Source organism: Tepidimonas fonticaldi (assembly GCF_001675355.1).
Classification (GTDB): Bacteria; Pseudomonadota; Gammaproteobacteria; order Burkholderiales; family Burkholderiaceae_C; genus Tepidimonas; species Tepidimonas fonticaldi.
The window spans coordinates 204655-228582 of the sequence record NZ_LZDH01000045.1; the positions used below are offsets into that span (position 1 = coordinate 204655).

Genomic DNA, 23928 nt, shown 5'->3' on the forward strand with positions numbered 1-23928 from the left:
CGGGGGACCGCACCATGGGCAACATCCTCACGCGCCACTTTGGCAAGGGCTGGCTGCTGCTGGTCTATGCGTTTCTGTACGCGCCGCTGCTGTTCATGATCGTGTTCTCGTTCAACAGCACGCGGCAGGACGCGGTGTTCACCGGCTTTTCGCTGCGCTGGTACCAGGCGCTGCTGGCCGACAGCAAGATCGTCAACGGCTTTTTCGTCTCGCTGAAGGTCGCGCTGACCACCGGCGTGCTGTCGGCGGTGCTGGGCACGTTCGCCGCCTTCGTGCTGGTGCGCTACCGGCGCTTCTGGGGGCGCACCGTGTTCTCGGGCATGGTCAACGCGCCGCTGGTGATGCCGGAGGTCATCATCGGCCTGTCGCTGCTGCTGCTGATGGTGGGGGCGCAAAACGTCTTTGGCTGGCCGCAGCGCGGCATGCTGACCATCATCCTGGGCCACACGCTGATGGGCATGGCCTACGCGATGGTGGTGGTGCAGTCGCGCCTGCTGGAGATGGACCGCCGCATCGAGGAGGCGGCGATGGACCTGGGCGCGCGGCCGCACCAGGTGTTCTTCCTTGTCACGCTGCCCAACATCGCGCAGGCGGTGCTGGCGGCCTTCCTGCTGTCGTTCACGCTGTCGTTCGACGACGTGGTGATCTCCGAATTCCTCTCCGGCCCCGGCGTCAACACGCTGCCGCAGGTAATCTTCGGCTACGCGCGCCGCGGCATCAATCCCACCATCTACGCCGCCGCGACGATCCTGATCGTCGTCGTCACCACCGTCATCGTCGGCTACGCCGTGTGGGTGGCGCGCGCCACGCGCCGGCGCGAGCGCGAGATCGCCGCCGCCGCGCGGGCCGAGGCCAAGACGCTGGGCGTGCGCTGACGGGATTGCTCCACCCTTTGCGAGGATGACCATGACCCCCGAAACCCCGTCCCTGACCCTGGATGGCCGTGCCTTCATCGACGGTCGCCGCGTCGAGGCGACCGATGGCCGCACCTTCGACTGCCACTCGCCCGTGGATGGCCGGCTGCTGACGGCCGTGGCGCGCGGCGGGCCCGCCGACATCGACGCCGCGGTGGCCGCCGCACGCGCCGCGTTCGAGGACCGGCGCTGGGCGGGCAAGCCCCCGGCGGCGCGCAAGCGCGTGCTCATCCGCTTCGCGGAGCTGATCCTGGCCCACGGCGACGAGCTGGCGCTGACCGAGACGCTGGACATGGGCAAGCCCTTGCGCTACGCCAAGGGCGTGGACGTCAACAGCGCCGCCAACTGCATCCGCTGGTACGGCGAGGCGGTGGACAAGGTGTACGACGAGATCGCGCCGACGCCCGACACGGCCCTGGCGCTGATCACGCGCGAGCCGGTCGGCGTGGTGGGGGTCATCGTGCCGTGGAACTACCCCATGATCATGGCGGCGTGGAAGATCGCGCCCGCCCTGGCCGCGGGCAATTCGGTCGTGCTCAAGCCCAGCGAAAAGTCGCCGCTGACGGCGCTGCGGCTGGCCGAGCTGGCGCTGGAAGCGGGCATTCCGCCGGGCGTGTTCAACGTCGTGCCGGGCTACGGGCCGGAGGCGGGCAGCGCGCTGGCGCTGCACATGGACGTGGACTGCATTGCGTTTACCGGCAGCACGCGCGTGGGCAAGCAGATCCACGTGATGGCCGGGCAGAGCAACCTCAAGCGCGCCTGGACCGAGCTGGGCGGCAAGTCCCCCAACATCGTGTTCGCCGACTGCCCGGATCTGGACCGCGCGGTCGAGGTGGCCGTGGGCAGCATCTTTTTCAACCAGGGCGAGAGCTGCAATGCCCCCTCGCGTCTGTTTGTCGAGGCGTCCATCAAGGACGCCTTCCTGGAAAAAGCCCTGGCCCTGGTGCCGCGCTACCAGCCGGCCAATCCGCTGGACAAGAACACCGTCATGGGCGCGATCGTGGACCGCATCCAGCTCGACACCGTGTTGCGCTACATCGAGCAGGGCCAGGCCGAGGGCGCCCGGCTGCTCGCCGGCGGGCAGGCGGTGGAGCCGGTGCCCGGCGGCTGCTATGTGCAGCCGACCATCTTCGACGGCGTGACCAACGACATGACCATCGCGCGCGAGGAGATCTTCGGCCCGGTGCTGTCGGTGATCGCCTTCACCGATGCGGCGGATGCGGTCCGCCAGGCCAATGCCAATGTCTACGGCCTGCAGGCGGCGGTGTGGACGCGCGACCTGAACAAGGCGCACGGCGTGGCGCGGGCCCTGCGCGCGGGCACGGTGCACGTCAACCAGTACGACGAGGACGACATCACCGTGCCGTTTGGCGGCTTCAAGCAAAGCGGGGTGGGGCGCGACAAGTCGCTGCACGCCTTCGACAAGTACACCGAGCTCAAGACGACCTGGATTCGCATCGACAGCCCGGTGTGACCGTGGACCACGACGCTGCCCTGCATGCCACGGTCGAGCGGCTGTCCGCACAGGGCATCCATTCGATCCTGGCCACGTTCACCGACCTGCTGGGGGCACCCAAGGGCAAACTCGTGCCGCTGGCGGCATTGCCCAAATGGGTACGCGAGGGGGCCGGTTTTGCCGGCCCCAGCATCTGGGGCACGGGCCTGCCCCGCCTGGGGGCGCGCAGCGAGTATTTTGGCCGCGTGCAGCCCGACAGTCTGCGCCCGCTGCCCTTCATGCCCGGGGTGGCGCATGCCGTGTGCGACGGCTATGCGGGGGGCGAGCCGCTGGAGACCTGCTCGCGTCAGGTGCTGCGCCGGCAGTTGGATCGGCTGCGCGCGCGGGGTTGGACGGCGTGGGTGGGCATCGAGCCCGAGTTTTTTCTGCTCCAGCGCCGCCCGGACGGCGGCTGGCGCGCGGGCGATGGCCTCGACCGACTCGACAAACCGTCCTACGACCTGCAGGCCATCCACCGCCAGCGGGGGTTTCTGGACGACATGCGCACGGCGTTGGGCGCGCTGGGTTTCGAAATCGAGCAGATCGACCACGAGGACGCCAACGGCCAGTACGAGATCAATTACCGCCACGACGAGGCGCTGGCGGCGGCCGACCGCTACCAGCTCTTCAAGCTTACCGCGCATGCGGTGGCGGACCGGCACGGCTTCGTCTTCAGCACCATGCCCAAGCCGCTGGCCAACGCCCCCGGCAGCGGGCTGCACTTTCACCTGAGTCTGACGGATGCCGAAGGGCGGGCGCTGATGGCCGATCCCACGGCGCCGCTGGGTCTCAGCCCGCTGGGGGCGCGCTTTGCGGCCGGCTTGCTGCACCACGCCGATGCGTTGGCGGCGTGGTGTGCGCCCACCGTCAACAGCTACAAGCGGCTGGCGGCCGGGCGCAGCGCCTCGGGCACCACCTGGGCCCCGGTGTGGAAGGCGATCGGCGACAACAACCGCACCTGCCTGCTCCGCGCCGTGGCCGGGCGGCTGGAGTGGCGCTTGCCCGATCCCGCCTGCAACGTGTATCTGGCGCTGGCCGGCACGCTTGCCGCCGGCCTGTCCGGCATCGACCTAGCCCTGCCGGCCCCGACCCCGTGCGCGGACGATTTGTACGACCGCCACCGCGCGGGCGCGCCGCTGCCCGGTCGCCTGCCGCGCGACCTGGCGACTGCGCTGGAGGCGCTGACGCTCGACGCCCCCCTGCGCCGTGCCGTGGGCGAGGCGGTGTGCGAGCAGTGGTTGACCCTGAAGTGGGCCGAGTGGGACGCCTGGGCCGCTGCCGTGACCGACTGGGAATGGGCGCGCTACGCCGAGGCACCCTGACCTCGACGTCGTCTGCGGCTCAAGCGGCGAACGGGTAGTCCGTGTAGCCCTCGGCACCGCCACCGTACAGCGTGGCGCGCTGCAGGGGGTTCAGCGGCAGGCCTTCGCGCAGGCGGCGCGTGAGGTCCGGGTTGGCGATGAACGGCCGGCCAAAGGCCACCAGATCGGCCCCCTGGGCCAGGGCCTGCTCGGCCAGGGCGCGGTCGTAGCCGTTGTTGACCATCCAGGCCCCCGTTCCCCCCGCGTCGCGGTAGGCGCGGCGCAGTGCGGCGTAGTCGAACGGCTGCGGCCCTTGCTGGTAGTCGCGCGCGCCCCCGGTCTGGCCTTCGATCACATGCACATACGCCAGACCCAGCGGGGCGAGCTGGCGCACCACGTACTCGAACAGCGGCTGCGGATCGTCGTCCTGGGCGTCGTTGGCCGGCGTCACCGGCGACAGGCGGATGCCCACCCGCTCGCCGCCGATGGCCTGCGTCACGGCGGTCATCACCTCCCCCAGCAGCCGCGCCCGGTGCTCGATGGGGCCGCCGTAGGCGTCGGTGCGGTGGTTGCTGCCCCGGCGCAAAAACTGGTCCAGCAGGTAGCCGTTGGCAGCGTGGATTTCGATGCCGTCGAAGCCGGCTTCGATGGCGTTGAGGGCGGCCTGGCGGTAGGCGGCGACGATGCCGGGCAGCTCGTCCAGCCGCAGCGCCCGCGGCTCGGAGACGTCGACGAAGCCGCCCACGCGCCGGCCGTCCACGTCCTGCACCAGATACGTCTTGGCGGCGGCGCGGATGGCCGAAGGCGCCACCGGCGGCTGGCCACCCGGCTGCAGCGCCACGTGCGAAATGCGCCCCACGTGCCAGAGCTGCACCACGATGTGCCCGCCCTCGGCATGCACGGCGTCGGTGACGGCGCGCCAGGCGCGCACCTGTTCCGGCGTGTGCAGCCCCGGTGTGTCGGCATAGCCGTGCCCTTCCGGGCAGACCGGCGTGGCCTCGGCGATGATCAGGCCCGCGCCGGTGTCGGGCCGGGCCCGCTGGGCGTAGTAGGTGGCCATCAGCGCGGTGGGCACTTGGCCTGGGGCGCGGTTGCGGGTCAGCGGCGCCATCACGACGCGGTTGGGCAGCGTCCAGGCGCCGACGCGGATCGGGTCGAACAAAGAGGGGGACAAAGAGGCGGTCGGTTCCATGCCCGCCATGGTACTGGCGAGGGCCGCGTCTGTCGCGCGGCCGCTGTCGCCGCCGTGGCAGGGCGCGGCCGCGCCGGTCGAAGCTGCCGGGGCGGCTATCATGCGCCCGCGCATGAACACCCCGCCCACCCCCTCTGGTATCGAGACGGCCCCCGGCCCCTGGTGGTTGCGCTGGGTGGCGCGGCTGCCCCTGCCGTGGTTGCGCGCGGCGGGCGCGGCGCTGGGCGCCGTGTTGTATTTGGGGGCCGTGCGGCGGCGTGCGGTGGTGCACCGCAATCTGGCGCTGTGCTTTCCCCAGGCCAGCCCGGCGCAGCGCCGCCGTTGGGCGTGGCAGACGTTTTGTCACTTTGGCCAGGCTTTCGTGGACCGGGTGTGGCTGTGGCATGCCCCGCCCGCGGTTATTACCCGGCGCGTGCGGCTGGAGGGCGCTTGGGCCGCGCTGTCCGAGCCCGGCCCCCGGCTGCTGTTCGTGCCGCATTTCGTGGGGCTGGACGCGGCCTGGTCCCGGATGACGCTGGCATTCGATCGCCCGTGGGCCACGCTGTACGCCCCCCAGTCCCACCCCGCACTGGACGCCTGGGCCCGCCGTGGGCGCGGGCGGTTTGGGGCCCCGCGGATCGTGTCGCGGCGCGAGGGGGTGCGTGGCGTGGTGCGTGCGCTGCGCGACGGGGCGGCGGTTTGCCTGCTGCCCGACATGGACCTGGGCGCCGCGCAGTCGGTGTTCGTGCCGTTTTTTGGGGTGCCGGCGGCCACGGTCACCTCGCTGCCCCGGCTGGCGGCGGCCGCGCATGCGCCGGTCATCCCGGTGGTGGCGCGGCTGGATGCCCAAGGGTATCGGGTCTGGGTGGGCCCCGCCTGGGCGGACTACCCCAGCGGAGACGACGAGGCCGACGCCGCCCGCATGAATGCGGAGCTGCAGCGCTGGATTGCCGAAACCCCGGGCCAGTACCACTGGCTGCACCGCCGCTTCAAGACGCGCCCGCCGGGCGCCCCCGGGCTTTATTGACGCAGCGCAAAAGCCGGTCGCCCGGGCGCTGGACAAAGCCCGCGCGCGTCAACAGAATGAAATGTTATGCCTCCCACGCGCCTGCTCTCTGCGGCGGCTGCGGGCACGACGCGCTGTGCGACGTGTGTCCGGTCGCCCCGTTGCCTGGTGGCCCGCCTCGGGCAAACCGAGGGGGGCGACGGCATCGTGGAATTCGGCGTCTCCGCCGGCGAGCCCGTGCTGCGCCAGGGCGAACCCGTGCGGCATGTACTGGCCGCCAAGGTGGGCCTGTTGACGCTGCGCCGCCAAGGGCCCGCCGGGCCGGGGCGGGCCATCGCCGTGATCGGCCCCGGGCAGACCCTGGGCTTGCGCGTCTTGGCGGGGCAGGACGCCGCCCCGGTCGACGCCGTGGCCTTGACCGACGCGCGGGTCTGCGCACGGGCGGTCGTGCCGGGGGCGGTGGCGCCCGCCGTTTCGGCGGCGGTGCTGGCCGAATGCGTGCGCATGGCCGAGACCCTGGCCGACTGGGCGGCCATCGGCCGGCTGCCCCTGGCCGCGCAGCGGGTGGAGGCCGCGCTGCGCGGTCTGGCGGCCACCGCCGACACCCACCGCGTGGTGCTGCCGGACCGTGAGGTGCTGGCCGAGCTGACCGCCTGCGCGCCCGAGACGGTCTCGCGCGCCATCGCAACCCTGGTGCGGGCCGGCCGTCTGCAGCGCGGCGAGCGCCGCCGCATCGTGGTGCTGCCCCCGGCGGGGGCCGATGCGGCGCTGCCCATGCCCGATGGCGGCCTGCCCGTGGCGCGGCAGGACACACGCGCCGCCGACGATGCGATCAACCGACGTTTCGCGTGACAAATGTCACGCGCGGGCTTGATCGCGGTCAAACCCTATCCCTCCAATGACCGGTCTGTGGCAGGCTGGGTTCTCTGAGCACATCCATGCAGGGGGGATCGAGCCTTGCGCCGCAATTTGCCCGTCACGCAACGCGAGTACGCCTTCGACGGCCGTGTCACGCTGCTGTCCACCACCGACCCCAAGGGGCGGATCACCTACGCCAATGCGGCCTTCGTCGCCGTCAGCGGCTACGAGGCCGAAGAACTGATCGGCCAGCCGCACAACCTGGTGCGGCATCCCGACATGCCGCCCGAGGCCTTTGCCGACATGTGGAAGACCATCCAGTCGGGGGTGTCGTGGACGGCGCTGGTCAAAAACCGCCGCAAGAATGGCGATCACTACTGGGTGCGGGCCAATGCCGCGCCCATGGTGCGCGACGGGCAACTGGTGGGCTATCTGTCGGTGCGCACCGCGCCCGAGCGGGCCGAGATCGACGCTGCCGAGCGCCTGTACGCCGCCTTCCGTGAGGGGCGCGCGCGGGGCTGGGCCTTTCACCGCGGGCTGGTGGTGCGCACCGGTTGGCTGGCCGCAGGGCGCCGCCTGTTGCAGTGCGCCAGCACGGCCACCCGCATGCGGCTGGCGGTCTGGGGCGCGGCGCTGCTGCCCGCGGGGGGCGCTGCGGCCTGGGCGGCGCTGGGGGCGGGCGGCTGGCCGGCGTGGGCCCTGGGCGGCGCGGCGGTGGCCGGTGCCGCGCTGGCCGATGCCTTTCTGTCGTGGCAAATGGTGCGCCCGCTGCACGCCATCCGCTGCCATGCGCAGGCGGTGGCGGCCGGCAACCTCTACACCGAGCCGCCCCTGGACCGGGTGGACGACATCGGTCTGCTCGCGCGCTCCGTCAACCAGGCCGGCCTCAACCTGCGTGCCCTGGTGGACGATGTCGCCGCCCAGGTGGCCGGGGTCAGCGCGGCCAGCGAGCAGATTGCCCAGGGCAACGACGACCTGTCCCAACGCACCGAGCAGTCCGCCGCCAGCCTGGAGGAGACGGCAGCTTCCATGGAGCAGATCACCTCCACCGTCCAGCAAAACGCCGACCATGCCCGGTCGGCCAGCGACCTGGCGCGCCGCACCATGGAGGCGGCGGAGGCCGGTGGCCGCGAAATGACCGACGTGGCACAGACCATGGACCGCATTGCGGCCGGTTCGCAGCGCATCGCGGACATCACGGCGGTCATCGACTCGATCGCCTTCCAGACCAACATCCTGGCGCTCAACGCCGCCGTGGAGGCGGCCCGTGCTGGCGAGGCCGGGCGGGGCTTTGCCGTGGTCGCCGGGGAGGTCCGGGCGCTCGCCCAGCGCAGCGCCGAGGCGGCCAAAGAGATCAAGGCCCTCATCCAGGGCAGCGTGCAGCAGGTGGGCGACGGTGTGGCCCAGGCCCAGCAGGCGGGCGCGCGCATCGCCGCCATCGTGGAACAGATCAAGGGAGTGACGCAGCTCATCAACGACATTTCGGCCGCGAGCGCCGAGCAGTCGGCCGGCGTCGGCCAGATCGGCGAAGCCGTGGCCATGCTGGACCAGGGCACGCAGCAGAACGCCGCGCTGGTGGAGGAGCTCTCCGGCGCCGCGCGCAGCCTGCACGCGCAGGCGGAGCGACTGGCCGGTGCCGTGTCCGTGTGGCGCACCGGCGCCCGCGGCTGACCGGAGCGCCGCACCATGCCGATGTCGATGCCCGCTTCCGCGAACTCGGCGCACGATCCGGGCATCCCCGCCTTTCTGATCGAACAGGCCGAACACGCCTTGCAGCAGGAGTTTGGGCCCCTGGAGCGGGCGGTGTTCGATGCCGCGCCGGATGGCATTCTGGTCGTCGATCGCCAAGGCATCATCGTTGGCGCCAACCCGGCCCTGCTGCGCCTGACGGGTTATACCGAGGCCAGCTTGCTGGAGCGTCCGCTCGACATCCTGTTGCCGGAGTCGGCGCGCGGCAGCCACGGCCGGCGGCTGCAGCAGTTTTTCGCGCATCCCCACGAGCGGCCCATGGGCCGCATCGATGACCTGACCCTGCGCCGTGCCGATGGCTGTCTGGTACCGGTGGACATCGCGCTGGGCTTGGGCACCTGGCGCGACGGACCGTGCGTGGTGGCCTTCGTGCGCGACGTGACCGAGACGCGCCGCCTGACCGAGCGGCTGCGCCACCTGGCCGCGCACGATGTGCTGACCGGGCTGGCCAACCGCGGGCACCTGATGCTGCAGTTGCGCGAGGCGGCGGCGGCCGCGGTGCGCCACGGCCACACGGCTGCGCTGCTGTTGTTGGATCTGGACGACTTCAAGGGCATCAACGACACCCACGGCCACCCGGTGGGCGACCGCGTGCTGCAGCAGGTGGCGCAGCGCCTGCGCGAGACCGTGCGCACCGACGACGTGGTCGCCCGGCTGGGGGGCGACGAATTTGCCGTGCTGCTGCCGCGCGTGGATTCGCCGCCCGACGCGCTGCGCGTGGCCGACAAGCTGCTGCTGGCGCTGGGGCGGCCGATGCACATCGACGGCCTTCAGTTGGCCGTTGGCGGATCGATCGGCGTGGCCTGCTGCCCCCAGGACGCCCGCGACGCGGATGCGCTGATGCGCGACGCCGATCTGGCCCTGTATGCCGCCAAGGCCGATGGGCGCCAGCAGCCCGCACGCTATGCGCCGGCGCTCTCGCACGCCATGGACGAGCGCGCGCGGTTGACGGACCGTCTGCAGCACGCCCTGCGCTATGGCGGGCTGGCGCTGCATTACCAGCCACAGGTGGATGTTCGCAACGGCGCGGTGGTCGGGGTGGAGGCGCTGCTGCGCTGGACCGATCCCGAGCTGGGGGCGATCCCGCCGGCGCGCTTCATCCCCGTGGCCGAAGCCACCGGCCTGATCCTGCCGCTGGGGGACTGGGTGTTGCACGAGGCCTGCCGCCAACTGCGCGCCTGGGTCGATCAGGGCCTGCACCTGCGCGTGGCGGTCAATCTGTCGCCGCAGCAGTTTCGCCAGCCGGGCCTCGCGGCCCAGGTGCGCGACGTGCTGCAGGGGCACGGGGTGGCGCCCGCGCTGCTGGAGCTGGAAATCACCGAATCCCAAGCCATGACCGACCCCACCCAGGCGCGCCGCACGCTCACGGCGCTGGCCGACGAAGGGGTGACCATCGCGCTGGACGATTTCGGCACCGGGCACTCGTCGCTGGCGGTGCTCAAGCAATTGCCGGTGCAGCGGCTCAAGATTGACCGCACCTTCCTGCAGCACATCCCCGAGGACACCACCGACGGCGTGCTGGTGCGCGGCGTGCTGGCGCTGGCGCGCACCCTGCGGCGGGACGTGGTCGCCGAAGGGGTGGAAAACCCCGCCCAACTGGACTTTCTGCGCCGCTGCCGCTGCCCCGCGTATCAGGGCTGGCTGTTTGCCCCGGCGTTGCCGCCGGAGGCGCTGGCCGCCCGGTTGTCGGGTGAGGCGGCAGGCGGGGCGGCGGCCGGGGCGATGGGCTGCCATTCGGCGTAGCGGTTGCGCTCGCCGGACGGTCTAGCGGCTATGCGGGCAGGGGTTACTGATCCTGCGGTGCCTTGCAGGTGTTGATGCCGAAGATGGCGTAGGGCGGGCACCAGCCGATCAGGCCGGTGGCCAGCGGCACCACGCCGATCCAGCCCCAAAGGCCGACGGTGCCCGTGGCGGCCAGTGCGATGAGCACCAGGCCGAGCACGATGCGCAGGACGCGGTCGATACCGCCAACGTTACGGGTCATGGTGAAACCTCCTGTGGGATTGACGAAATCACCAACGATACCCCCGACTGTACGACGGCTGCTTGACAAATGGCAAGCGTTGCAGGGGCGCTGACCGGTTCTGTTGCCGGAGCGTTCCACGTGAAACCCGGTATCCAATGGGGGGCGGGTGCGGATTGGGTTGCTCACCCCCCTTTGTTGGTCTTCTTCTTGACAAGCCTGTGGGTGAAGCGATATACAGCGACGATATGGCACACAGGGGGCTTTCTATGTCGATCGGGACCGTTTTCGTGACCAATCGTAGCCAGGCGGTTCGCATTCCGCTGGACATGCGGCTGCCTGAAGGGGTCCATAAGGTGAATGTTCGGGCCAACGGGCTGGAGCGCATCATTGCGCCCGTGGGTCACACGTGGGACAGTTTCTTCCTCGACGGACCGCCTGTCAGCGAGGATTTTCTGGCCGATCGGCCCGACCAGCATCAGGCACAGCGGGAAGCGCTCTGACAGCGAGGGGCTCCCTGATGCTGCGTTATCTGTTGGATACCAACATCGTCATCTATGTATTGAAACGCCGCCCCCGCGGGCTGCTGCCCATCTTCAACGCCAACGCGGGCCGCATGGCCATCTCTGCCATCACCTTGGCGGAGCTGCTGCATGGTGCAGAGAAAAGCCAGCGCGTGCATGAAAACCTGTTGGCCATCGAGGACTTCTGCAGTCGCTTGCAGGTTTTGCCCTATGGCTTCAAGGCCGCCCAGCATTACGGCGCGATCCGGGCGGCACTCGAAAAGAATGGTACGCCCATCGGGGTCAACGACTTGCACATCGCCGGACATGCCCGCAGCGAGGGCTTGGTGCTCGTCACGAACAACGTGGCGGAATTCGAGCGTGTGCCAGCGCTGGAAGTACAGAACTGGCTGCCCGCGGACGCGGCCTGAAGGTGTCCACGCTAGCCGCACGACCGCTCGGCGCCGGGCCGGGTGGCGTGTTCCAGCCGGGTCAGCCAGGCCAGCGCGTGCTGCGGCCCGTCGCCACACATATCGGCGCTGGGTTGCAGCCCCTGGCAGACGGCGGGCCGTTCCGGTCGGCCGAACAGCCGGCAGCGGCGGGCGTCGTCCAGGTGCGGGCAGGGCACACCGGCCGGTTTGCCGTGCGGCAGGCCGGGCATGGGGCTGCTGATCGACGGCGCGATGCAGCAGGCGCCGCAGCCCGGGCGGCAGGCAATCGGGGTGTCGGAGCGCATGATGTGTGCAGGGTTGGGGTGAACATGGGACAATTTCACCCTTTGCCGATTCTAGGGGCCGGGCCTGTGGTGGGTCGCGGCCCGCTGTCGCTGGAGCCTTCGGTCCATGCTGTATCCCCAAGAGTTCGATGTCATCGTCGTCGGCGGCGGCCACGCCGGGACCGAGGCCGCGCTGGCCGCGGCCCGCATGGGCTGTCGCACGTTGCTGCTGACCCACAACATCGAAACCCTGGGCCAGATGAGCTGCAACCCCAGCATCGGCGGCATCGGCAAAGGCCATTTGGTCAAGGAGGTGGACGCCCTGGGCGGAGCGATGGCCATCGCGACCGACGAAGGGGGGATCCAGTTTCGCATCCTCAACGCCAGCAAGGGCCCGGCCGTGCGCGCCACGCGCGCGCAGGCCGACCGCAAGCTGTACAAGGCCGCGATCCGCCGCCGGTTGGAAAACCAGCCCAATCTGTGGCTGTTCCAGCAGGCCGTGGACGACCTGATGGTGGAAGGCGACCGCGTGGTCGGGGCGGTGACGCAGATCGGGCTGCGCTTTCGCGCCCGCGCCGTGGTGTTGACCGCCGGCACCTTTTTGGATGGCAAGATTCACGTCGGCCTGCAGCACTACAGCGCGGGCCGCGCGGGCGATCCGCCGGCCATCAGTCTGTCCGCGCGCCTCAAGGAGCTGCAACTGCCCCAGGGGCGGCTCAAGACGGGCACGCCGCCGCGGCTGGATGGCCGCACCATCGACTGGTCGCGCTGCACGGTGCAGCCCGGCGACGGCATGCCGGGCTCCGACACCGAGGGTCAGCCGGTGCCGGTGTTCAGCTTTCTGGGCCGGCCGGAGATGCACCCCGCACAGGTGCCGTGCTGGGTGACGCACACCAACGCGCGCACGCACGAGATCATCCGCAGCGGCTTCGATCGCAGCCCGATGTTCACCGGCAAGATCGAAGGCGTCGGGCCGCGCTATTGCCCCAGCGTGGAGGACAAGATCAACCGCTTTGCGGACAAGGACAGCCACCAGATCTTTCTGGAGCCGGAGGGGCTGGACACGCACGAGGTGTACCCCAACGGCATTTCCACCAGTCTGCCGTTCGACATTCAGTATGCGCTCGTGCGCTCCATCGCGGGGCTGGAGAATGCGCACATCCTGCGCCCCGGCTACGCGATCGAGTACGACTACTTCGACCCGCGGGCGCTGCGCTCGACTTTTGAGACCAAGGCCATCCGGGGGTTGTTTTTTGCCGGGCAGATCAATGGCACCACCGGGTACGAGGAGGCGGCGGCGCAGGGCCTGTTCGCTGGCATCAACGCCGCGCTGCAGGTGCAGGAGCGCGACCCATGGGTGCCCGGGCGCGACGAGGCCTACCTGGGTGTGCTGGTGGACGACCTGATCACCAAGGGCGTGACCGAGCCGTACCGCATGTTCACCAGCCGGGCCGAGTTCCGGCTGCAACTGCGCGAGGACAATGCCGACCTGCGCCTGACCGAGACGGGGCGCCGCCTGGGGCTGGTGGACGATGCGCGGTGGGACGCTTTTTGCCGCAAGCGCGATGCGGTTTCACGTGAAACCGAGCGGCTGAAGTCCACCTGGGTCAACCCGCGCATCGTCTCCGTGGCGGAGGCCGAGCGCGTGTTGGGTAAGGGTATCGATCACGAGTACAACCTGTTCGACCTGCTGCGCCGACCGGGGGTGAGTTACGCCGCGCTGATGTCGTTGGAGGGCGGGCGGTTTGCCGATGGCGGTGTTTCACGTGAAACGCTGGCCGAGCTGTATGCCCCAGTGGTGGAGCAGGTGGAGATCGGTGCCAAGTACGCCGGCTACATCGAGCGCCAGCGCGACGAGGTGCAGCGCGCCGCCGCCTACGAGCATCTGAAGCTGCCGGCCGACCTGGACTATATGCAGGTGGCGGCGCTGAGCATCGAGGTGCGGCAAAAGCTGCAGAAGCATCGGCCGGAGACCCTCGGGCAGGCGGCGCGCATTTCGGGCATTACGCCGGCGGCGATTTCGCTGCTGTTGATCCATTTGAAGCGAGGTCGCTTCAAAGGCTTCGAGGGGGCGACCGTTGCCGGGCCGCAGGACGCCCCCGAGGCGACGCCCGGCGAGGCGCGCGCCGCATGACGACGGATCCGCTGGAGCCCGCTTTGCGGGAGGGGTTGGCGGTTTTGGGTCTGGCCCTGCCGGACGCGGCCGTGCGCCAGTTGCTGGACTACATGGCGGCCCTGGAGCGATGGAACCGGGTGTACAACCTGACCGCCGTGCGTGCGCCGGCCGAGATGCTGACCCACCACCTGCTGGACAGCTTGGCGGTGGTCGCGCCGTTGCGTCGCCATCTGGGCTTGCCGCCGGTGCCCGCCCAGGCGCCCGAGGGATTGTCGGCGGCGCCGGTTCGCGTGCTGGACGTCGGCTCGGGCGGCGGGCTGCCCGGCGTCGTGCTGGCCATTGCCTGCCCCGATTTGCAGGTGACGTGTGTGGACGCCGTGGCCAAGAAGGCGGCATTCGTCGGTCAGGTGGCGGCCAGTCTGCGCCTACCCCACTTGCGCGGGGTGCATGCCCGCGTCGAGTCGTTGAAGGGGCCGTTCGACCTGATCTGCTCGCGCGCCTTTTCGTCGCTGACGGATTTTGCGGTCTTGTCGCGCGCGGCGCTGGCCCCGCATGGGGTGTGGATGGCGATGAAGGGGCGCGTGCCCCACGACGAGATGGCCGCTCTGCCGGCCGACGTCGAGGTGTTTCACGTGGAACCGCTGACCGTGCCGGGGTTGGATGCCGAACGCTGTCTGGTCTGGATGCGGCCCGTGCGCGCGGAATCCCCGTAAACTCCGTCCTTCCGGCGCGGTGCGTGTGGCTCCGCCGCTTTTCCTGATCAGCCTGCGGGATCCGCCATGTTCGGTATTGCCGATTACGGTGCCTTCGTCGTCGCCATTTTGGTGTTTCTGGCCATCCCGGGGCCCGGCAATCTCGCGCTCGTGACCGCCACCGGCAAAGGGGGCATTCGTGGCGGGCTGGCCGCGACGCTCGGTGTCATCGCCGGCGACCAGATGCTGATGTGGCTGGCCGTGGCAGGCGTGGCGGCGCTGCTGTTGGCGTACCCGGCCGCGTTTGCGGCTGTGCAGTGGCTGGGGGCGGCCTATCTGGCCTGGCTGGGTGTGCGCATGCTGCGGGCGCGGCCCGGTTCGGCGCCGGTGCTGCATCTGCGCGCCGGGCAGTACTTTCGGCAAAGCCTGATGATCACCCTGCTCAACCCCAAGGCGATCGTGTTCTACATGGCTTTCTTTCCGCTGTTCGTCGATCCGGCGCGGCACCAGGGGCTGGTCACCTTTGGTGTCATGGCAGCCACCATCGCGGCGCTGACCTTCGCCTATGGCGTGGTCGTGGTCGGCTTGACGCACCGGTTGGCCGAACGGCTGCGCGCCAGCCCGCGGCTGACCACCTGGCTCAATCGGGTGGCCGGCACGCTGCTCGTGGGCTTTGGTCTGAAGCTGGCGCTGTCCAAATGAGCCGCGGTCGGTTGGGGGAGGAGGGCTGAGCATGGCGCGCGTGTTCTGTATTGCCAACCAGAAAGGCGGAGTGGGCAAGACCACGACCACGGTCAATCTGGCGGCCGGGCTGGCCCAGGTGGACCAGCGGGTGCTGATGGTGGATCTGGACCCGCAAGGCAACGCCACCATGGGTTCGGGCGTGGACAAGCGCACCCTGGCCCCAACGGTGTACGAGGTGTTGCTGGGCAGCGCCGCCGTGCGCGAGGCCGCCCGCCGCAGCGAGGCGGCCGGCTACGACGTGCTGGGCGCCAACCGCGAACTGGCCGGCGCCGAGGTCGAGCTGGTGGCGCTGGAGCAGCGCGAACACCGCCTGCGCGACGCCCTGGCGGCGGTGCAGGGCGACTACGATTTCGTGCTCATCGACTGCCCGCCGTCGCTGAGTCTGCTCACCCTCAACGGCCTGTGCGCGGCGCATGGCGTCATCGTGCCGATGCAATGCGAATATTTCGCGCTGGAGGGGCTGTCCGATCTGGTCAACAGCATCAAGCAGGTGCATGCGAACCTGAACCGCGACCTCAAGCTGATCGGCCTGCTGCGGGTGATGTTCGATGCGCGCATCACGCTGCAGCAGCAGGTCAGCGAACAGCTCAAGGGTCACTTTGGCGACAAGGTGTTCGACACCGTCATCCCGCGCAACGTGCGGCTGGCCGAGGCGCCCAGCTACGGGCTGCCCGGCGTGGTGTTCGATCCGTCGGCCCGTGGCTCCAAGGCCTTCGTCGACTTTGCGCGCGAGATGGTGGCGCGGGTCGAGCGGTTCTGACCCGGGGGCGAATATGGCGGTGCAGGTGCTGACCTTGCCGGGCTGGCTGAGCAGCGGCCCGCAACACTGGCAGACCCGCTGGGAGCAGCGATACGGCTTTGTGCGGGTGGAGCAGCACGACTGGCTAACGCCGCGGCGCGGCGACTGGATGGCGCGCTTGGAGGATGTGGTGGGCGATGCCGCTGGGCCGGTGGTGCTGGTGGCGCACAGTCTGGGCTGCATCCTGACGGCGGCGTGGGCGGTGCATTCGCGCCACACCGGCCGCGTGCGCGGCGCGCTGCTGGTGGCGCCGGGGGATGTGGAGCAGCCCGATTTGGCCGCGCACCTGCCCGGCTGGGCGCCGATCGTACGTCGCGCGTTGCCGTTTTCCAGCGTCCTGGTGGCCAGCCGCGACGATCCCTATTGCCGTTTCGAACGTGCGCAGGGGCTGGCTGCGGACTGGGGCAGCCGCTTCATCGATGCCGGCGCGCGGGGCCACCTCAACGCCGAATCCGGCCTGGGCGATTGGCCCGAGGCCCTGGACTGGATCGCCCCGTGGCGCGATGCGGCGCCCGGGGTCTGACACCCTGTACGACACGGACACGAACCATGGTGAACAAGAAACCCAAAGGACTGGGCCGCGGCCTGGAGGCGCTGCTCGGCCCCACGGTCGAGGCCGAAGCCCCCGGCGCTGACACGCCGCGCCAATTGCGCCTGAGCGATCTGGTGCCCGGCGCGTACCAGCCCCGCACGCGCATGGACGAGGGCGCGCTGTATGAACTGGCCGAGAGCATCCGCGCCCAGGGCGTGATGCAGCCGGTGCTGGTGCGCCGGCTGGCCGACGACGTAGGGGCGCAGCGGCTCGCGGCTTGGCACGCCAGCGCGTCTGGGCAGCCCTTCGCGGAGGACGGCACGCGCGGCGCGCGGCCGGTGTACGAAATCATCGCCGGCGAGCGGCGCTTTCGGGCCGCGCGGCTGGCGGGGCTGGAGGAGGTGCCCGTCCTGGTGCGCGAGGTGCCCGACGAGGCTGCCGCGGCGATGGCGCTCATCGAAAACATCCAGCGCGAGGACCTCAACCCGCTGGAAGAGGCGCAGGGCCTGCAGCGCCTGATCAAGGAGTTTGGCCTGACGCACGAGCAGGCGGCGCAGGCCGTTGGCCGCTCGCGCAGCGCGGCCACCAACCTGCTGCGCCTGCTGCAACTGACCGAGCCGGTGCAGACCATGCTGATGGCCGGGGATCTGGACATGGGCCATGCGCGCGCCCTCCTGAGCCTGGACCGCGCGACGCAGATCACGGCAGCGCACCAGATCGCCGCCAAGGGCCTGTCGGTGCGCGAGGCCGAGTCGCTGGTCAAGCGCCTGGCGGCCGAGTTTGCGCTGACGCCCCCGCGCCCCAAGGCCGAGAAATCGCGCGACGTGCGCCGCGTGGAAGAGGAGCTGTCCGAGCTGCTCGCCGCCGAAGTCGAGGTCCGGGTGAAAAAGCGTGTCAAGCGCGGCGGTCGCGTGCAGGAGCAGGGCGAGCTGGCGATTGCCTTTGGCTCGATCGACGAGCTCAATGGCCTGATCGAGCGGCTGCGCGGGCTGCACGGGTGAAACCGCGCCGCGCCACGCCCGCGCCCGACCGCTGGCCCCTGCCTGCGCTGGTGCTGTGGCTGGCGGCCTGGGCCGGTTTTGCCGCCTTGCGCGTGGGCTTGCAGCGCCCGGTGGCCGAAGCCTTCGGCGTCGCCGCCCTGCTGGCCATGCTGTGGGCGGTGCGGCACGGGGGCACGCCCATGCGGCGCATGGTCATGGCGCTGGGGTTTCCGCTGTCGTGGGTGCTGGCGGCGGGCGTGGTGCCACTGCCGCCGGCCTGGGTGTGGGCGCTGCTGCTGCTGGCGGCGCTGGCGCTCTACCCTTGGCGGGCTTGGCGCGATGCGCCCCTGTACCCAACCCCGCCGGGGGCCTTGGACGGGCTGCGCGAGGTCATTTGGCTGCCCCCGCGCGCCCGCATCTTGGATGCGGGCTGCGGCCTGGGCGACGGCCTGCTGGCGCTGGAACGCGCCTACCCAGACGCGCGGCTGACGGGCATCGAGCGCGCCTGGGTGCTGCGCTGGCTGGCCGGCGTGCGCTGCCCGACCGCGCAGGTGCGCCATGGCGATTTTTGGACGGCGGACTGGTCGGCCTACGACATGGTGTACCTGTTTCAGCGGCCGGAGACCATGCCGCGCGCCGCCGCCAAGGCATCGGCCGAGCTCAAGCCCGGTGCGTGGCTGGTCAGCCTGGAGTTCGAGGTGCCGGGCTGGACCTCGGCGGTGTGCTGGCGCTGCCCGGACGGGCGGCCGGTGTGGGGCTACGCCATGCCCCCCGAGCCAGCCGCCGATTCGCCCGCCTGTGCCGCGCGCCAGCGCGCCAACACCGCCTCGGCCGCGTCGGGCCGGCCGTGCAGATAGCCCTGTTGCAAGACGTGGGGCCAGCGGCCAAAGAACGCCGCCTGCTCGGCCGTCTCCACCCCCTCGGCCACCACCCGCAGCCTCAGTCGATCGGCCACGGCGATGATGGCCTCGACCAGCGCAGCGTCGTCCGGATCGTGCGGGGCGTCGCGCACGAAGCTGCGGTCGATCTTGATTTCCTGGATGGGCAGCCGCTTCAGATAGGACAAAGACGAGTAGCCGGTGCCGAAGTCGTCGATCGAGAAGCGCACCCCTTCACGCGTGAGGGCCAACATGCGCTCGATGACGGCGTCGATGTCCTCCACGACTACGCCCTCGGTCACTTCCAGCACCAGATCGGCCGCCGCAGCTCCGTGGGTGCGCAGCGCGTCCAGCACCTCCTGCACGAAGTGCGGGCGGTGGAACTGGCGCGGGCTGACGTTGACGGCGATGGGCAGGCGGGTGCCGGCGCGGGCCAGTTGGCCCAAGTGCGCGCAGGCGGCCTGCAGCACCCAATGGCCCAGGGGCTCGATCAGGTCGCAGCCTTCGGCCACGGGCACGAACTCGGCCGGCGGCACCAGCCCGCGCACCGGGTGCTGCCAGCGCACCAGGGCCTCGGCCGCGCGCCAGTGGCCCTGGGCATCGGCCTGCGGCTGCAGGTACAGCCGCAGCTCGTCGGCGGCCAGGGCTCGGCGCAGCTCTTGCTCGATGGTGAAGCGCCGCGCCACCGCCGCCCCCATGGCGTCGTCGAAGAACACGCTCTGGTGGCCGCCTCGCTCCTTGGCACGGCGCAGGGCCGTGTCGGCGCGCCGCAGCACGTCCAGCGGGGTGTCGTCGCCATCGGTGGGCAGCACGGCGATCCCGATGCTCACCGTGATGTTGACCGGCGCGTCGCCGCCGTCGGGCCCCGTACCGCCCCCGGCCTGCGCGCCGTCCAGGGCGAAGGCGTCCTGCAGCGCGGCGTGGATGTGCTCCGAAACATCCTGCGCGGCGCGCGACGCCGCCAGCGGCCCGCCCTCGACGCCCGGGGTGAGCAGGGCGAACTCGTCCCCGCCCAGGCGGGCCAGCAGATCGGCGCGTGGGGCTGCCGCCCGCAGCCGCTGGGCCAGTTGCTGCAGCAGCACGTCCCCGCTGGCGTGGCCCAGGGCCTCGTTGAAGGTCTTGAAGCGGTCGATGTTGAGCAGCAGCAGGGCGCGGTGCCGGCGGTGCCGGCGATCCCCGGCCAACACCTGCTCCAGCCGGTCCAGCGTGCGGGCGCGGTTGGGCAGGCCCGTCAGCGGGTCGAACCACGCGAGCTGGTGGGCCTTGGCCTCAGCGTCGCGCTGGGCGGAGATATCCAGTTGCACCGAGACGTAGTGGGTGATGTGCCGGTGGGGGTCGAGCACGGGGGCGATGGTGACCGCCAGCAGGTATTCGCTGCCGTCGGGGCGGCGGTTGACCACTTCGCCCGTCCAGGGACGGCCGTCGCGCAGCGCGCGCCAGGCCTGCTGCCACGTCTCGGCGGGCATGCGGCCCGATGACAGCAGGCGCGGGTTGTGCCCGCGCACTTGGGCCCGCGTGTAGCCGCTGATGCGCTCGAACGCCGGGTTGACGTATTCGATGCGCGCCTGCGCGTCGGTGATCAGCACCGCGGCCGGGCTTTGCTCGACCACCTGCGAGAGCAGGCGGATTTGGGTTTCGGCCTCACGCCGCGCGGTCAGGTCGCGCGTGACGCCTTGCAGCTGCACCGCACGGCCGTCCGGCCCGGTGATCAGGGTGGACACCGTCTCGGTGTATACCGTGTGGCCATCCAGGTGCAGCAGGTCCAGCTCGGTCGTCTCGGTCAGGGCCGAGGTCTGCCCGCGGGCTAATTCGTCGAGCCGCTCGGGCAGGCGCGTGCGCACATGGGCCAGGGACGCTGACGTCAACACGGCGTCGAACGAGCGTCCAACGATGTCCTGGGCGCCGTGGCCGATGAGCCGCTGCACCGAGGGGCTGACGTACAGAAAGCGATCTTGCTGCAGGTCATAGAGCCACACCACGTCGGCGCTGTACTCGGCCAGCAGACGGTAGCGCCGCTCGCTGTCGGCTAGGCGGTCGCCCACCTCGCGCAGCGCCGCGGCATGGGCCTGCGCCTGGGACAGCCGCGCGCGTTCGTCGAACAGGCGCACGCCCACCACCGTGCCAAAGATGGCCAGCAGCGCGGCCAGCAGCGTCGTCTCGGCCCCCTGCAGCGCCGCGGCACGGATCTGCGACACCGGCTGCCAGATCAGCAACTGCCATGTGCCGTCCAGCACGGGTTGCCCGACGACCGCCACCTCGCCGGCGGCGGGGTGCCGGGCCGGCAGCGGCCGCTCGGGCGGCGCCGTGCGCAGCACCAGGCGCACGGCGGGGTGGTCGGCTGCCTCCAGCGGGATGACGGCGCTGGCCTTGGGTTGCATCACGTCCAGCACCAGCACGCGGTCGCCTTCGCGCCGTGCCAGGGCGGTGGCGATGTCGCCGGTGGGGGCGGCATGCCACGGCTGCAGGGCGGGCAGGGTACTGACATCGTCGAGGGCCAGCACCAGCGCGGCCGGATAGGCCATGCCCGGCAGGTTGGCCACGAAGACCCACTGCCAGTGGCCATCCGCATCGATCCAGGCGCGCGCCGTCGAGCCAATGTCGAGCACGCGCGTGGCGGCCTGCGGGATGAGGCCCTGCGGATCGGAAGGGGCGGCGCCGACCCAGAGGGTGTGGCCTTGCCCATCGACGATCCCCGCGGCGCGGTAGCGGCCAAGCTCCAGCGCCTGTTCGAGGGCGTGCCGCATCGCTGGGGGTGGGGGAGCATCGGGCGCTTTGCGCCAGGTGTCCCATCCCTCCCGCAGCACCCGGCGCTTCGACAGCAGCCGGGCATCGTTGAGGCGTTCCTCGTGCCAGTCGGTCAACTGCGCCTGTTTGGCCTGCAGCGTTAGTCCCAGGTGGACAGCGGCATGCTGTTGGGCCTGCTGGTAGCGCTGCGCCAGCGTGATACCGGTGACCCCGAGCACCGTGCCGATCAGCAGCCCCATGCCCCAGCGAGGGATGACGCGTGCCATCGGCCCGCCGTTCGGCGCACCGTCGGCGCTGGCGGTGGACCAGTAGCGGTACAGCAGCGCATACAGGGCCACCGAGGTCAGCGCGACGAACGCCCACCCCTTGAGCAGACTGGCCCGCGCCAGGGTTTCGGTGTCCGGAATCCACCACGACAGCAGCGTGTCCGACAGCGTGATCCACAGGGCTGACAGGGTCGCGTACAGCGCCACCACCCACAGCGCCAGCCGCTGCCGGCGCACGGTGCCATCGGACGCGGGGGAGGGCGGGGGCCGCATGGCAAAGCGCGTGCGGTCAGCGCGCGACGATCTTGCCGGGGTTGAGGATGTCGTGCGGGTCCAGCGCCGCCTTGATCGCGCGCATCAGCGCCAGCGCGCCGTCGCCGGCCTCGGCCCGCAGGAAGTCCATCTTGTGCAGGCCGACGCCATGCTCGCCCGTGCAGGTGCCGCCGCTGGCCAGGGCGCGCTCGACCAGCGCCTGGTTCAGCCGCTCGGCGGCGGCGCGCTCGGCCATGTCGTCCGGGTCAATCAGATAGCCCATGTGGAAGTTGCCGTCCCCCACATGCCCGACCATGAAATAGGGGATGCCCGCCGCGTCCGCTTCGGCCACGGCGGCCAGCACATTGTCGGCCAGCCGGCTGATCGGCACACAGGCGTCGGTGGTGATGGCGCGGCAGCCCGGGCGGCTTTGCACGCCGGCAAAGTAGGCGTTGTGGCGCGCCGTCCACAGGCGCGTGCGCTCCTCGGGCGTGGTGGCCCACTCGAAGGCCTGGCCGCCGTGCTCGTCGGCGATGGCCTGCACCATCTCGGCCTGCTCCTGCACGCCGCTGGGCGAGCCGTGGAACTCCATCAGCAGCATGGGCTCCTCGCGCAGGCCCAGCTTGCTGTGGGCGTTGACGGCGCGCACGGTGCGCGCATCCAGCAGCTCGCAGCGCGCGATGGGGATGCCCATCTGGATGATGGCGATGGTGGTGCGCACCGCCGCCTCCACGCTGGGGAAGGAGCAAATGGCGGCCGAAATCGCCTCCGGCAGCGGGTACAGGCGCACGGTGATTTCGGTCATCACGCCCAGCGTGCCTTCACTGCCCACGAACAGGCGCGTCAGGTCGTAGCCGGCGCTGCTCTTGCGTGCGTGCGTGCCGGTGCGCACGACCTCGCCGTTGGCCGTGACCACTTCCAGCGCCAGCACATTCTCGCGCATGGTGCCGTAGCGCACGGCGTTGGTGCCGCTGGCGCGCGTGGCGGCCATGCCGCCGATGGAGGCATCCGCGCCCGGATCGATGGGGAAGAACAGCCCCAGGTGTTTGATGGCCTCGTTGAGCTGCTTGCGCGTCACCCCGGGCTGCACGGTGGCGGTCAGGTCCTCCGGGCGCACGGCCAGCACCTGGTTCATGCGGCTGACGTCCAGGCTGATGCCGCCCTGCACGGCCAGCAGATGCCCCTCCAGCGACGAGCCGACGCCAAACGGAATCACCGGCACGCGCCACTGCGCGGCGATGCGCAGGGCATCGGCCACGTCGGCCGTGGATTCGGCAAACACCACCGCGGCCGGTGGCGGGATGTGGGTGTAGGCCGACTCGTCGCGGCCGTGCTGCTCGCGCACGGCCAGCGCCGTCGAGCAGCGCGCCTGAAACCGGGCCTGCAGGGCGGCCAGGGCGTCGGCCGGCAGCGGCCGCGGCTGCACGTCGGGCAGCAGGGGGGCGGACAAGGGGGCGTTCATGGGCTCTCCAGAGGCGGCCGGACGGCGCCAGGCGGGTTTCCGATAATGCCGGGATTATCGGCTTGGACCGCGCACGAAGGGGCAACAACCATGGGCAATCGACTCACGCAAATCGCCACCCGCACCGGCGACGGGGGCACCACGGGGCTGGGCAACAACCAGCGCGTCAGCAAAAACAGCCTGCGCGTGCACGCCATGGGGGATGTGGACGAGCTCAACTCCCACATCGGCCTGCTGCTGTGCGAGGACATGCCGGCCGATGTGCGCGCGGTGCTGGTGGAGATCCAGCACCAGCTCTTCAACCTGGGTGGGGAGCTGAGCGTGCCGGGCTTCGAGCTGCTCAAGCCCGAGGCGGTGCTCGCCCTGGACGAGGCGCTGGAGCGCTACAACGCCCAACTGCCGCGGCTGCAGGAGTTCATCCTGCCCGCGGGGACCCGCGCCGCCGCGCAGGCGCATGTGTGCCGCACCGTCGCCCGCCGCGCCGAGCGCAGCGTGGTCGCCCTGGGGCAGGAGGAGGCCATCCACGACGCGCCGCGGCAGTACCTCAACCGCCTGAGCGATCTGATGTTCGTGCTGGCGCGGGTGCTCAACCGCATGCATGGGGGCGACGACGTGTACTGGAAGAGCGAGCGCATGCAGCGCGGGGAGCCGGGCTGACGGATCGTGCTCACGCCAGCAGAGCGACGTGCGGTCATTGAACGCCGCGGGTGACAGCACCAGAAACGGGTGCCGGATGCGTATTTCGCGCTCGGCCTACGGGTTGCAGTCGATCCAGATGACGTCCTGC

22 protein-coding genes are annotated in these 23928 nt (G+C 70.7%); 17 read left to right on the forward strand and 5 right to left on the reverse strand.

What is annotated here, in order from left to right:
* Nucleotides 1-14 precede the first annotated feature (14 nt).
* From A9O67_RS05105 to A9O67_RS05115, 3 genes are read left to right on the forward strand one after another with little or no spacing between them, the layout of a single operon-like run.
* The gene (locus tag A9O67_RS05105) at nucleotides 15-875 is read left to right on the forward strand and encodes an ABC transporter permease (RefSeq protein WP_068608024.1); all 861 of its coding nucleotides are present in this window, start codon (nucleotides 15-17) and stop codon (nucleotides 873-875) included.
* A 31-nt stretch (nucleotides 876-906) separates the two neighbouring features.
* A complete protein-coding gene (locus A9O67_RS05110) occupies nucleotides 907-2388 on the forward strand; it encodes an aldehyde dehydrogenase (RefSeq protein ID WP_231960218.1) in 1482 nt (493 codons plus the stop codon).
* Between the two features lie 2 nt (nucleotides 2389-2390).
* Nucleotides 2391-3731, forward strand: a complete 1341-nt coding sequence (locus tag A9O67_RS05115) for a glutamine synthetase family protein (RefSeq protein ID WP_197484437.1) — start codon at nucleotides 2391-2393, stop codon at nucleotides 3729-3731.
* A 19-nt stretch (nucleotides 3732-3750) separates the two neighbouring features.
* Here the strand turns inward: A9O67_RS05115 and A9O67_RS05120 are convergent, their stop codons facing one another.
* Nucleotides 3751-4902, reverse strand: a complete 1152-nt coding sequence (locus A9O67_RS05120) for an alkene reductase (protein WP_068608028.1) — start codon at nucleotides 4900-4902, stop codon at nucleotides 3751-3753.
* A 112-nt stretch (nucleotides 4903-5014) separates the two neighbouring features.
* Between A9O67_RS05120 and A9O67_RS05125 the strand changes: the two genes are divergently transcribed.
* The 4 genes from A9O67_RS05125 to A9O67_RS05140 all read left to right on the forward strand — a co-directional run bounded on the left by A9O67_RS05125 (nucleotide 5015) and on the right by A9O67_RS05140 (nucleotide 10237).
* Nucleotides 5015-5908, forward strand: a complete 894-nt coding sequence (locus A9O67_RS05125) for an LpxL/LpxP family acyltransferase (RefSeq protein ID WP_068608030.1) — start codon at nucleotides 5015-5017, stop codon at nucleotides 5906-5908.
* Nucleotides 5909-6055: 147 nt separating this feature from the next.
* Nucleotides 6056-6739 carry a Crp/Fnr family transcriptional regulator gene (locus A9O67_RS05130; RefSeq protein WP_068608032.1) on the forward strand — a complete coding sequence of 228 codons (684 nt, stop codon included), beginning with the start codon at nucleotides 6056-6058 and terminating at the stop codon, nucleotides 6737-6739.
* A 105-nt stretch (nucleotides 6740-6844) separates the two neighbouring features.
* Nucleotides 6845-8416, forward strand: a complete 1572-nt coding sequence (locus A9O67_RS05135; RefSeq protein ID WP_068608038.1) for a methyl-accepting chemotaxis protein — start codon at nucleotides 6845-6847, stop codon at nucleotides 8414-8416.
* Nucleotides 8417-8431: 15 nt separating this feature from the next.
* Nucleotides 8432-10237 carry a putative bifunctional diguanylate cyclase/phosphodiesterase gene (locus tag A9O67_RS05140; RefSeq protein ID WP_231960219.1) on the forward strand — a complete coding sequence of 602 codons (1806 nt, stop codon included), beginning with the start codon at nucleotides 8432-8434 and terminating at the stop codon, nucleotides 10235-10237.
* Nucleotides 10238-10280: 43 nt separating this feature from the next.
* Here A9O67_RS05140 and A9O67_RS05145 read toward each other — a convergent pair whose 3' ends face one another.
* Complete coding sequence (locus A9O67_RS05145) at nucleotides 10281-10478, reverse strand: YgaP family membrane protein (RefSeq protein WP_068608042.1); 198 nt, start codon at nucleotides 10476-10478, stop codon at nucleotides 10281-10283.
* Nucleotides 10479-10726: 248 nt separating this feature from the next.
* Here A9O67_RS05145 and vapB point away from each other — a divergent pair, with 248 nt between their 5' ends.
* Nucleotides 10727-10960 (forward strand): type II toxin-antitoxin system VapB family antitoxin, encoded by a 234-nt coding sequence (gene vapB, locus A9O67_RS05150; RefSeq protein ID WP_068608303.1) that lies wholly within the window; start codon nucleotides 10727-10729, stop codon nucleotides 10958-10960.
* A 17-nt stretch (nucleotides 10961-10977) separates the two neighbouring features.
* Nucleotides 10978-11391 carry a type II toxin-antitoxin system tRNA(fMet)-specific endonuclease VapC gene (gene vapC, locus A9O67_RS05155; protein ID WP_068608044.1) on the forward strand — a complete coding sequence of 138 codons (414 nt, stop codon included), beginning with the start codon at nucleotides 10978-10980 and terminating at the stop codon, nucleotides 11389-11391.
* 11 nt (nucleotides 11392-11402) lie between these two features.
* Here the strand turns inward: vapC and A9O67_RS05160 are convergent, their stop codons facing one another.
* Nucleotides 11403-11696, reverse strand: a complete 294-nt coding sequence (locus tag A9O67_RS05160) for a YkgJ family cysteine cluster protein (RefSeq protein ID WP_068608048.1) — start codon at nucleotides 11694-11696, stop codon at nucleotides 11403-11405.
* 106 nt (nucleotides 11697-11802) lie between these two features.
* Here A9O67_RS05160 and mnmG point away from each other — a divergent pair, with 106 nt between their 5' ends.
* The 7 genes from mnmG (at nucleotide 11803) to A9O67_RS05195 (ending at nucleotide 18395) form a co-directional block, all read left to right on the forward strand.
* The gene (gene mnmG / locus A9O67_RS05165; RefSeq protein ID WP_082955376.1) at nucleotides 11803-13809 is read left to right on the forward strand and encodes a tRNA uridine-5-carboxymethylaminomethyl(34) synthesis enzyme MnmG; all 2007 of its coding nucleotides are present in this window, start codon (nucleotides 11803-11805) and stop codon (nucleotides 13807-13809) included.
* On the forward strand, nucleotides 13806-14504 hold the full coding sequence (rsmG, locus tag A9O67_RS05170; RefSeq protein ID WP_068608051.1) for a 16S rRNA (guanine(527)-N(7))-methyltransferase RsmG: 699 nt from the start codon (nucleotides 13806-13808) through the stop codon (nucleotides 14502-14504). Before mnmG ends, rsmG begins: the two co-directional genes overlap by 4 nt.
* 66 nt (nucleotides 14505-14570) lie before the next feature.
* Nucleotides 14571-15185: a LysE family transporter gene (locus A9O67_RS05175; protein WP_068608052.1), complete on the forward strand. Its 615-nt coding sequence runs from the start codon at nucleotides 14571-14573 to the stop codon at nucleotides 15183-15185.
* A gap of 31 nt (nucleotides 15186-15216) precedes the next feature.
* Nucleotides 15217-15987, forward strand: a complete 771-nt coding sequence (locus tag A9O67_RS05180) for a ParA family protein (RefSeq protein ID WP_068608055.1) — start codon at nucleotides 15217-15219, stop codon at nucleotides 15985-15987.
* A gap of 13 nt (nucleotides 15988-16000) precedes the next feature.
* On the forward strand, nucleotides 16001-16549 hold the full coding sequence (locus A9O67_RS05185; RefSeq protein WP_068608056.1) for an RBBP9/YdeN family alpha/beta hydrolase: 549 nt from the start codon (nucleotides 16001-16003) through the stop codon (nucleotides 16547-16549).
* 26 nt (nucleotides 16550-16575) lie between these two features.
* The gene (locus A9O67_RS05190; protein WP_068608060.1) at nucleotides 16576-17559 is read left to right on the forward strand and encodes a ParB/RepB/Spo0J family partition protein; all 984 of its coding nucleotides are present in this window, start codon (nucleotides 16576-16578) and stop codon (nucleotides 17557-17559) included.
* Entirely contained in the window at nucleotides 17556-18395 is an 840-nt protein-coding gene (locus A9O67_RS05195; protein ID WP_068608064.1) for a class I SAM-dependent methyltransferase, read from the forward strand. Before A9O67_RS05190 ends, A9O67_RS05195 begins: the two co-directional genes overlap by 4 nt.
* Here A9O67_RS05195 and A9O67_RS05200 read toward each other — a convergent pair.
* Together A9O67_RS05200 and A9O67_RS05205 are read right to left on the reverse strand one after the other, a co-directional pair.
* On the reverse strand, nucleotides 18296-21700 hold the full coding sequence (locus A9O67_RS05200) for a putative bifunctional diguanylate cyclase/phosphodiesterase (RefSeq protein ID WP_068608067.1): 3405 nt from the start codon (nucleotides 21698-21700) through the stop codon (nucleotides 18296-18298). The genes A9O67_RS05195 and A9O67_RS05200 overlap by 100 nt on opposite strands.
* Nucleotides 21701-21716: 16 nt before the next feature.
* A complete protein-coding gene (locus A9O67_RS05205) occupies nucleotides 21717-23141 on the reverse strand; it encodes an FAD-binding oxidoreductase (protein ID WP_068608070.1) in 1425 nt (474 codons plus the stop codon).
* A 90-nt stretch (nucleotides 23142-23231) separates the two neighbouring features.
* On the opposite strand from A9O67_RS05205, the gene A9O67_RS05210 reads away from it, so the two are divergent.
* The gene (locus A9O67_RS05210; protein WP_068608072.1) at nucleotides 23232-23798 is read left to right on the forward strand and encodes a cob(I)yrinic acid a,c-diamide adenosyltransferase; all 567 of its coding nucleotides are present in this window, start codon (nucleotides 23232-23234) and stop codon (nucleotides 23796-23798) included.
* The last annotated feature ends 130 nt before the right edge of the window (nucleotides 23799-23928 follow it).

Coding starts and splice junctions, on each gene's coding strand:
- A9O67_RS05105 (WP_068608024.1), top strand. CDS start 15: ATGGGCAACATCCTCACGCGCCACTTTGGCAAGGGCTGGCTGCTGCTG.
- A9O67_RS05110 (WP_231960218.1), top strand. CDS start 907: ATGACCCCCGAAACCCCGTCCCTGACCCTGGATGGCCGTGCCTTCATC.
- A9O67_RS05120 (WP_068608028.1), bottom strand. CDS start 4,902: ATGGAACCGACCGCCTCTTTGTCCCCCTCTTTGTTCGACCCGATCCGC.
- A9O67_RS05125 (WP_068608030.1), top strand. CDS start 5,015: ATGAACACCCCGCCCACCCCCTCTGGTATCGAGACGGCCCCCGGCCCC.
- A9O67_RS05140 (WP_231960219.1), top strand. CDS start 8,432: ATGCCGATGTCGATGCCCGCTTCCGCGAACTCGGCGCACGATCCGGGC.
- A9O67_RS05145 (WP_068608042.1), bottom strand. CDS start 10,478: ATGACCCGTAACGTTGGCGGTATCGACCGCGTCCTGCGCATCGTGCTC.
- vapB (WP_068608303.1), top strand. CDS start 10,727: ATGTCGATCGGGACCGTTTTCGTGACCAATCGTAGCCAGGCGGTTCGC.
- vapC (WP_068608044.1), top strand. CDS start 10,978: ATGCTGCGTTATCTGTTGGATACCAACATCGTCATCTATGTATTGAAA.
- A9O67_RS05160 (WP_068608048.1), bottom strand. CDS start 11,696: ATGCGCTCCGACACCCCGATTGCCTGCCGCCCGGGCTGCGGCGCCTGC.
- mnmG (WP_082955376.1), top strand. CDS start 11,803: ATGCTGTATCCCCAAGAGTTCGATGTCATCGTCGTCGGCGGCGGCCAC.
- rsmG (WP_068608051.1), top strand. CDS start 13,806: ATGACGACGGATCCGCTGGAGCCCGCTTTGCGGGAGGGGTTGGCGGTT.
- A9O67_RS05175 (WP_068608052.1), top strand. CDS start 14,571: ATGTTCGGTATTGCCGATTACGGTGCCTTCGTCGTCGCCATTTTGGTG.
- A9O67_RS05180 (WP_068608055.1), top strand. CDS start 15,217: ATGGCGCGCGTGTTCTGTATTGCCAACCAGAAAGGCGGAGTGGGCAAG.
- A9O67_RS05185 (WP_068608056.1), top strand. CDS start 16,001: ATGGCGGTGCAGGTGCTGACCTTGCCGGGCTGGCTGAGCAGCGGCCCG.
- A9O67_RS05190 (WP_068608060.1), top strand. CDS start 16,576: ATGGTGAACAAGAAACCCAAAGGACTGGGCCGCGGCCTGGAGGCGCTG.
- A9O67_RS05200 (WP_068608067.1), bottom strand. CDS start 21,700: ATGCGGCCCCCGCCCTCCCCCGCGTCCGATGGCACCGTGCGCCGGCAG.
- A9O67_RS05205 (WP_068608070.1), bottom strand. CDS start 23,141: ATGAACGCCCCCTTGTCCGCCCCCCTGCTGCCCGACGTGCAGCCGCGG.
- A9O67_RS05210 (WP_068608072.1), top strand. CDS start 23,232: ATGGGCAATCGACTCACGCAAATCGCCACCCGCACCGGCGACGGGGGC.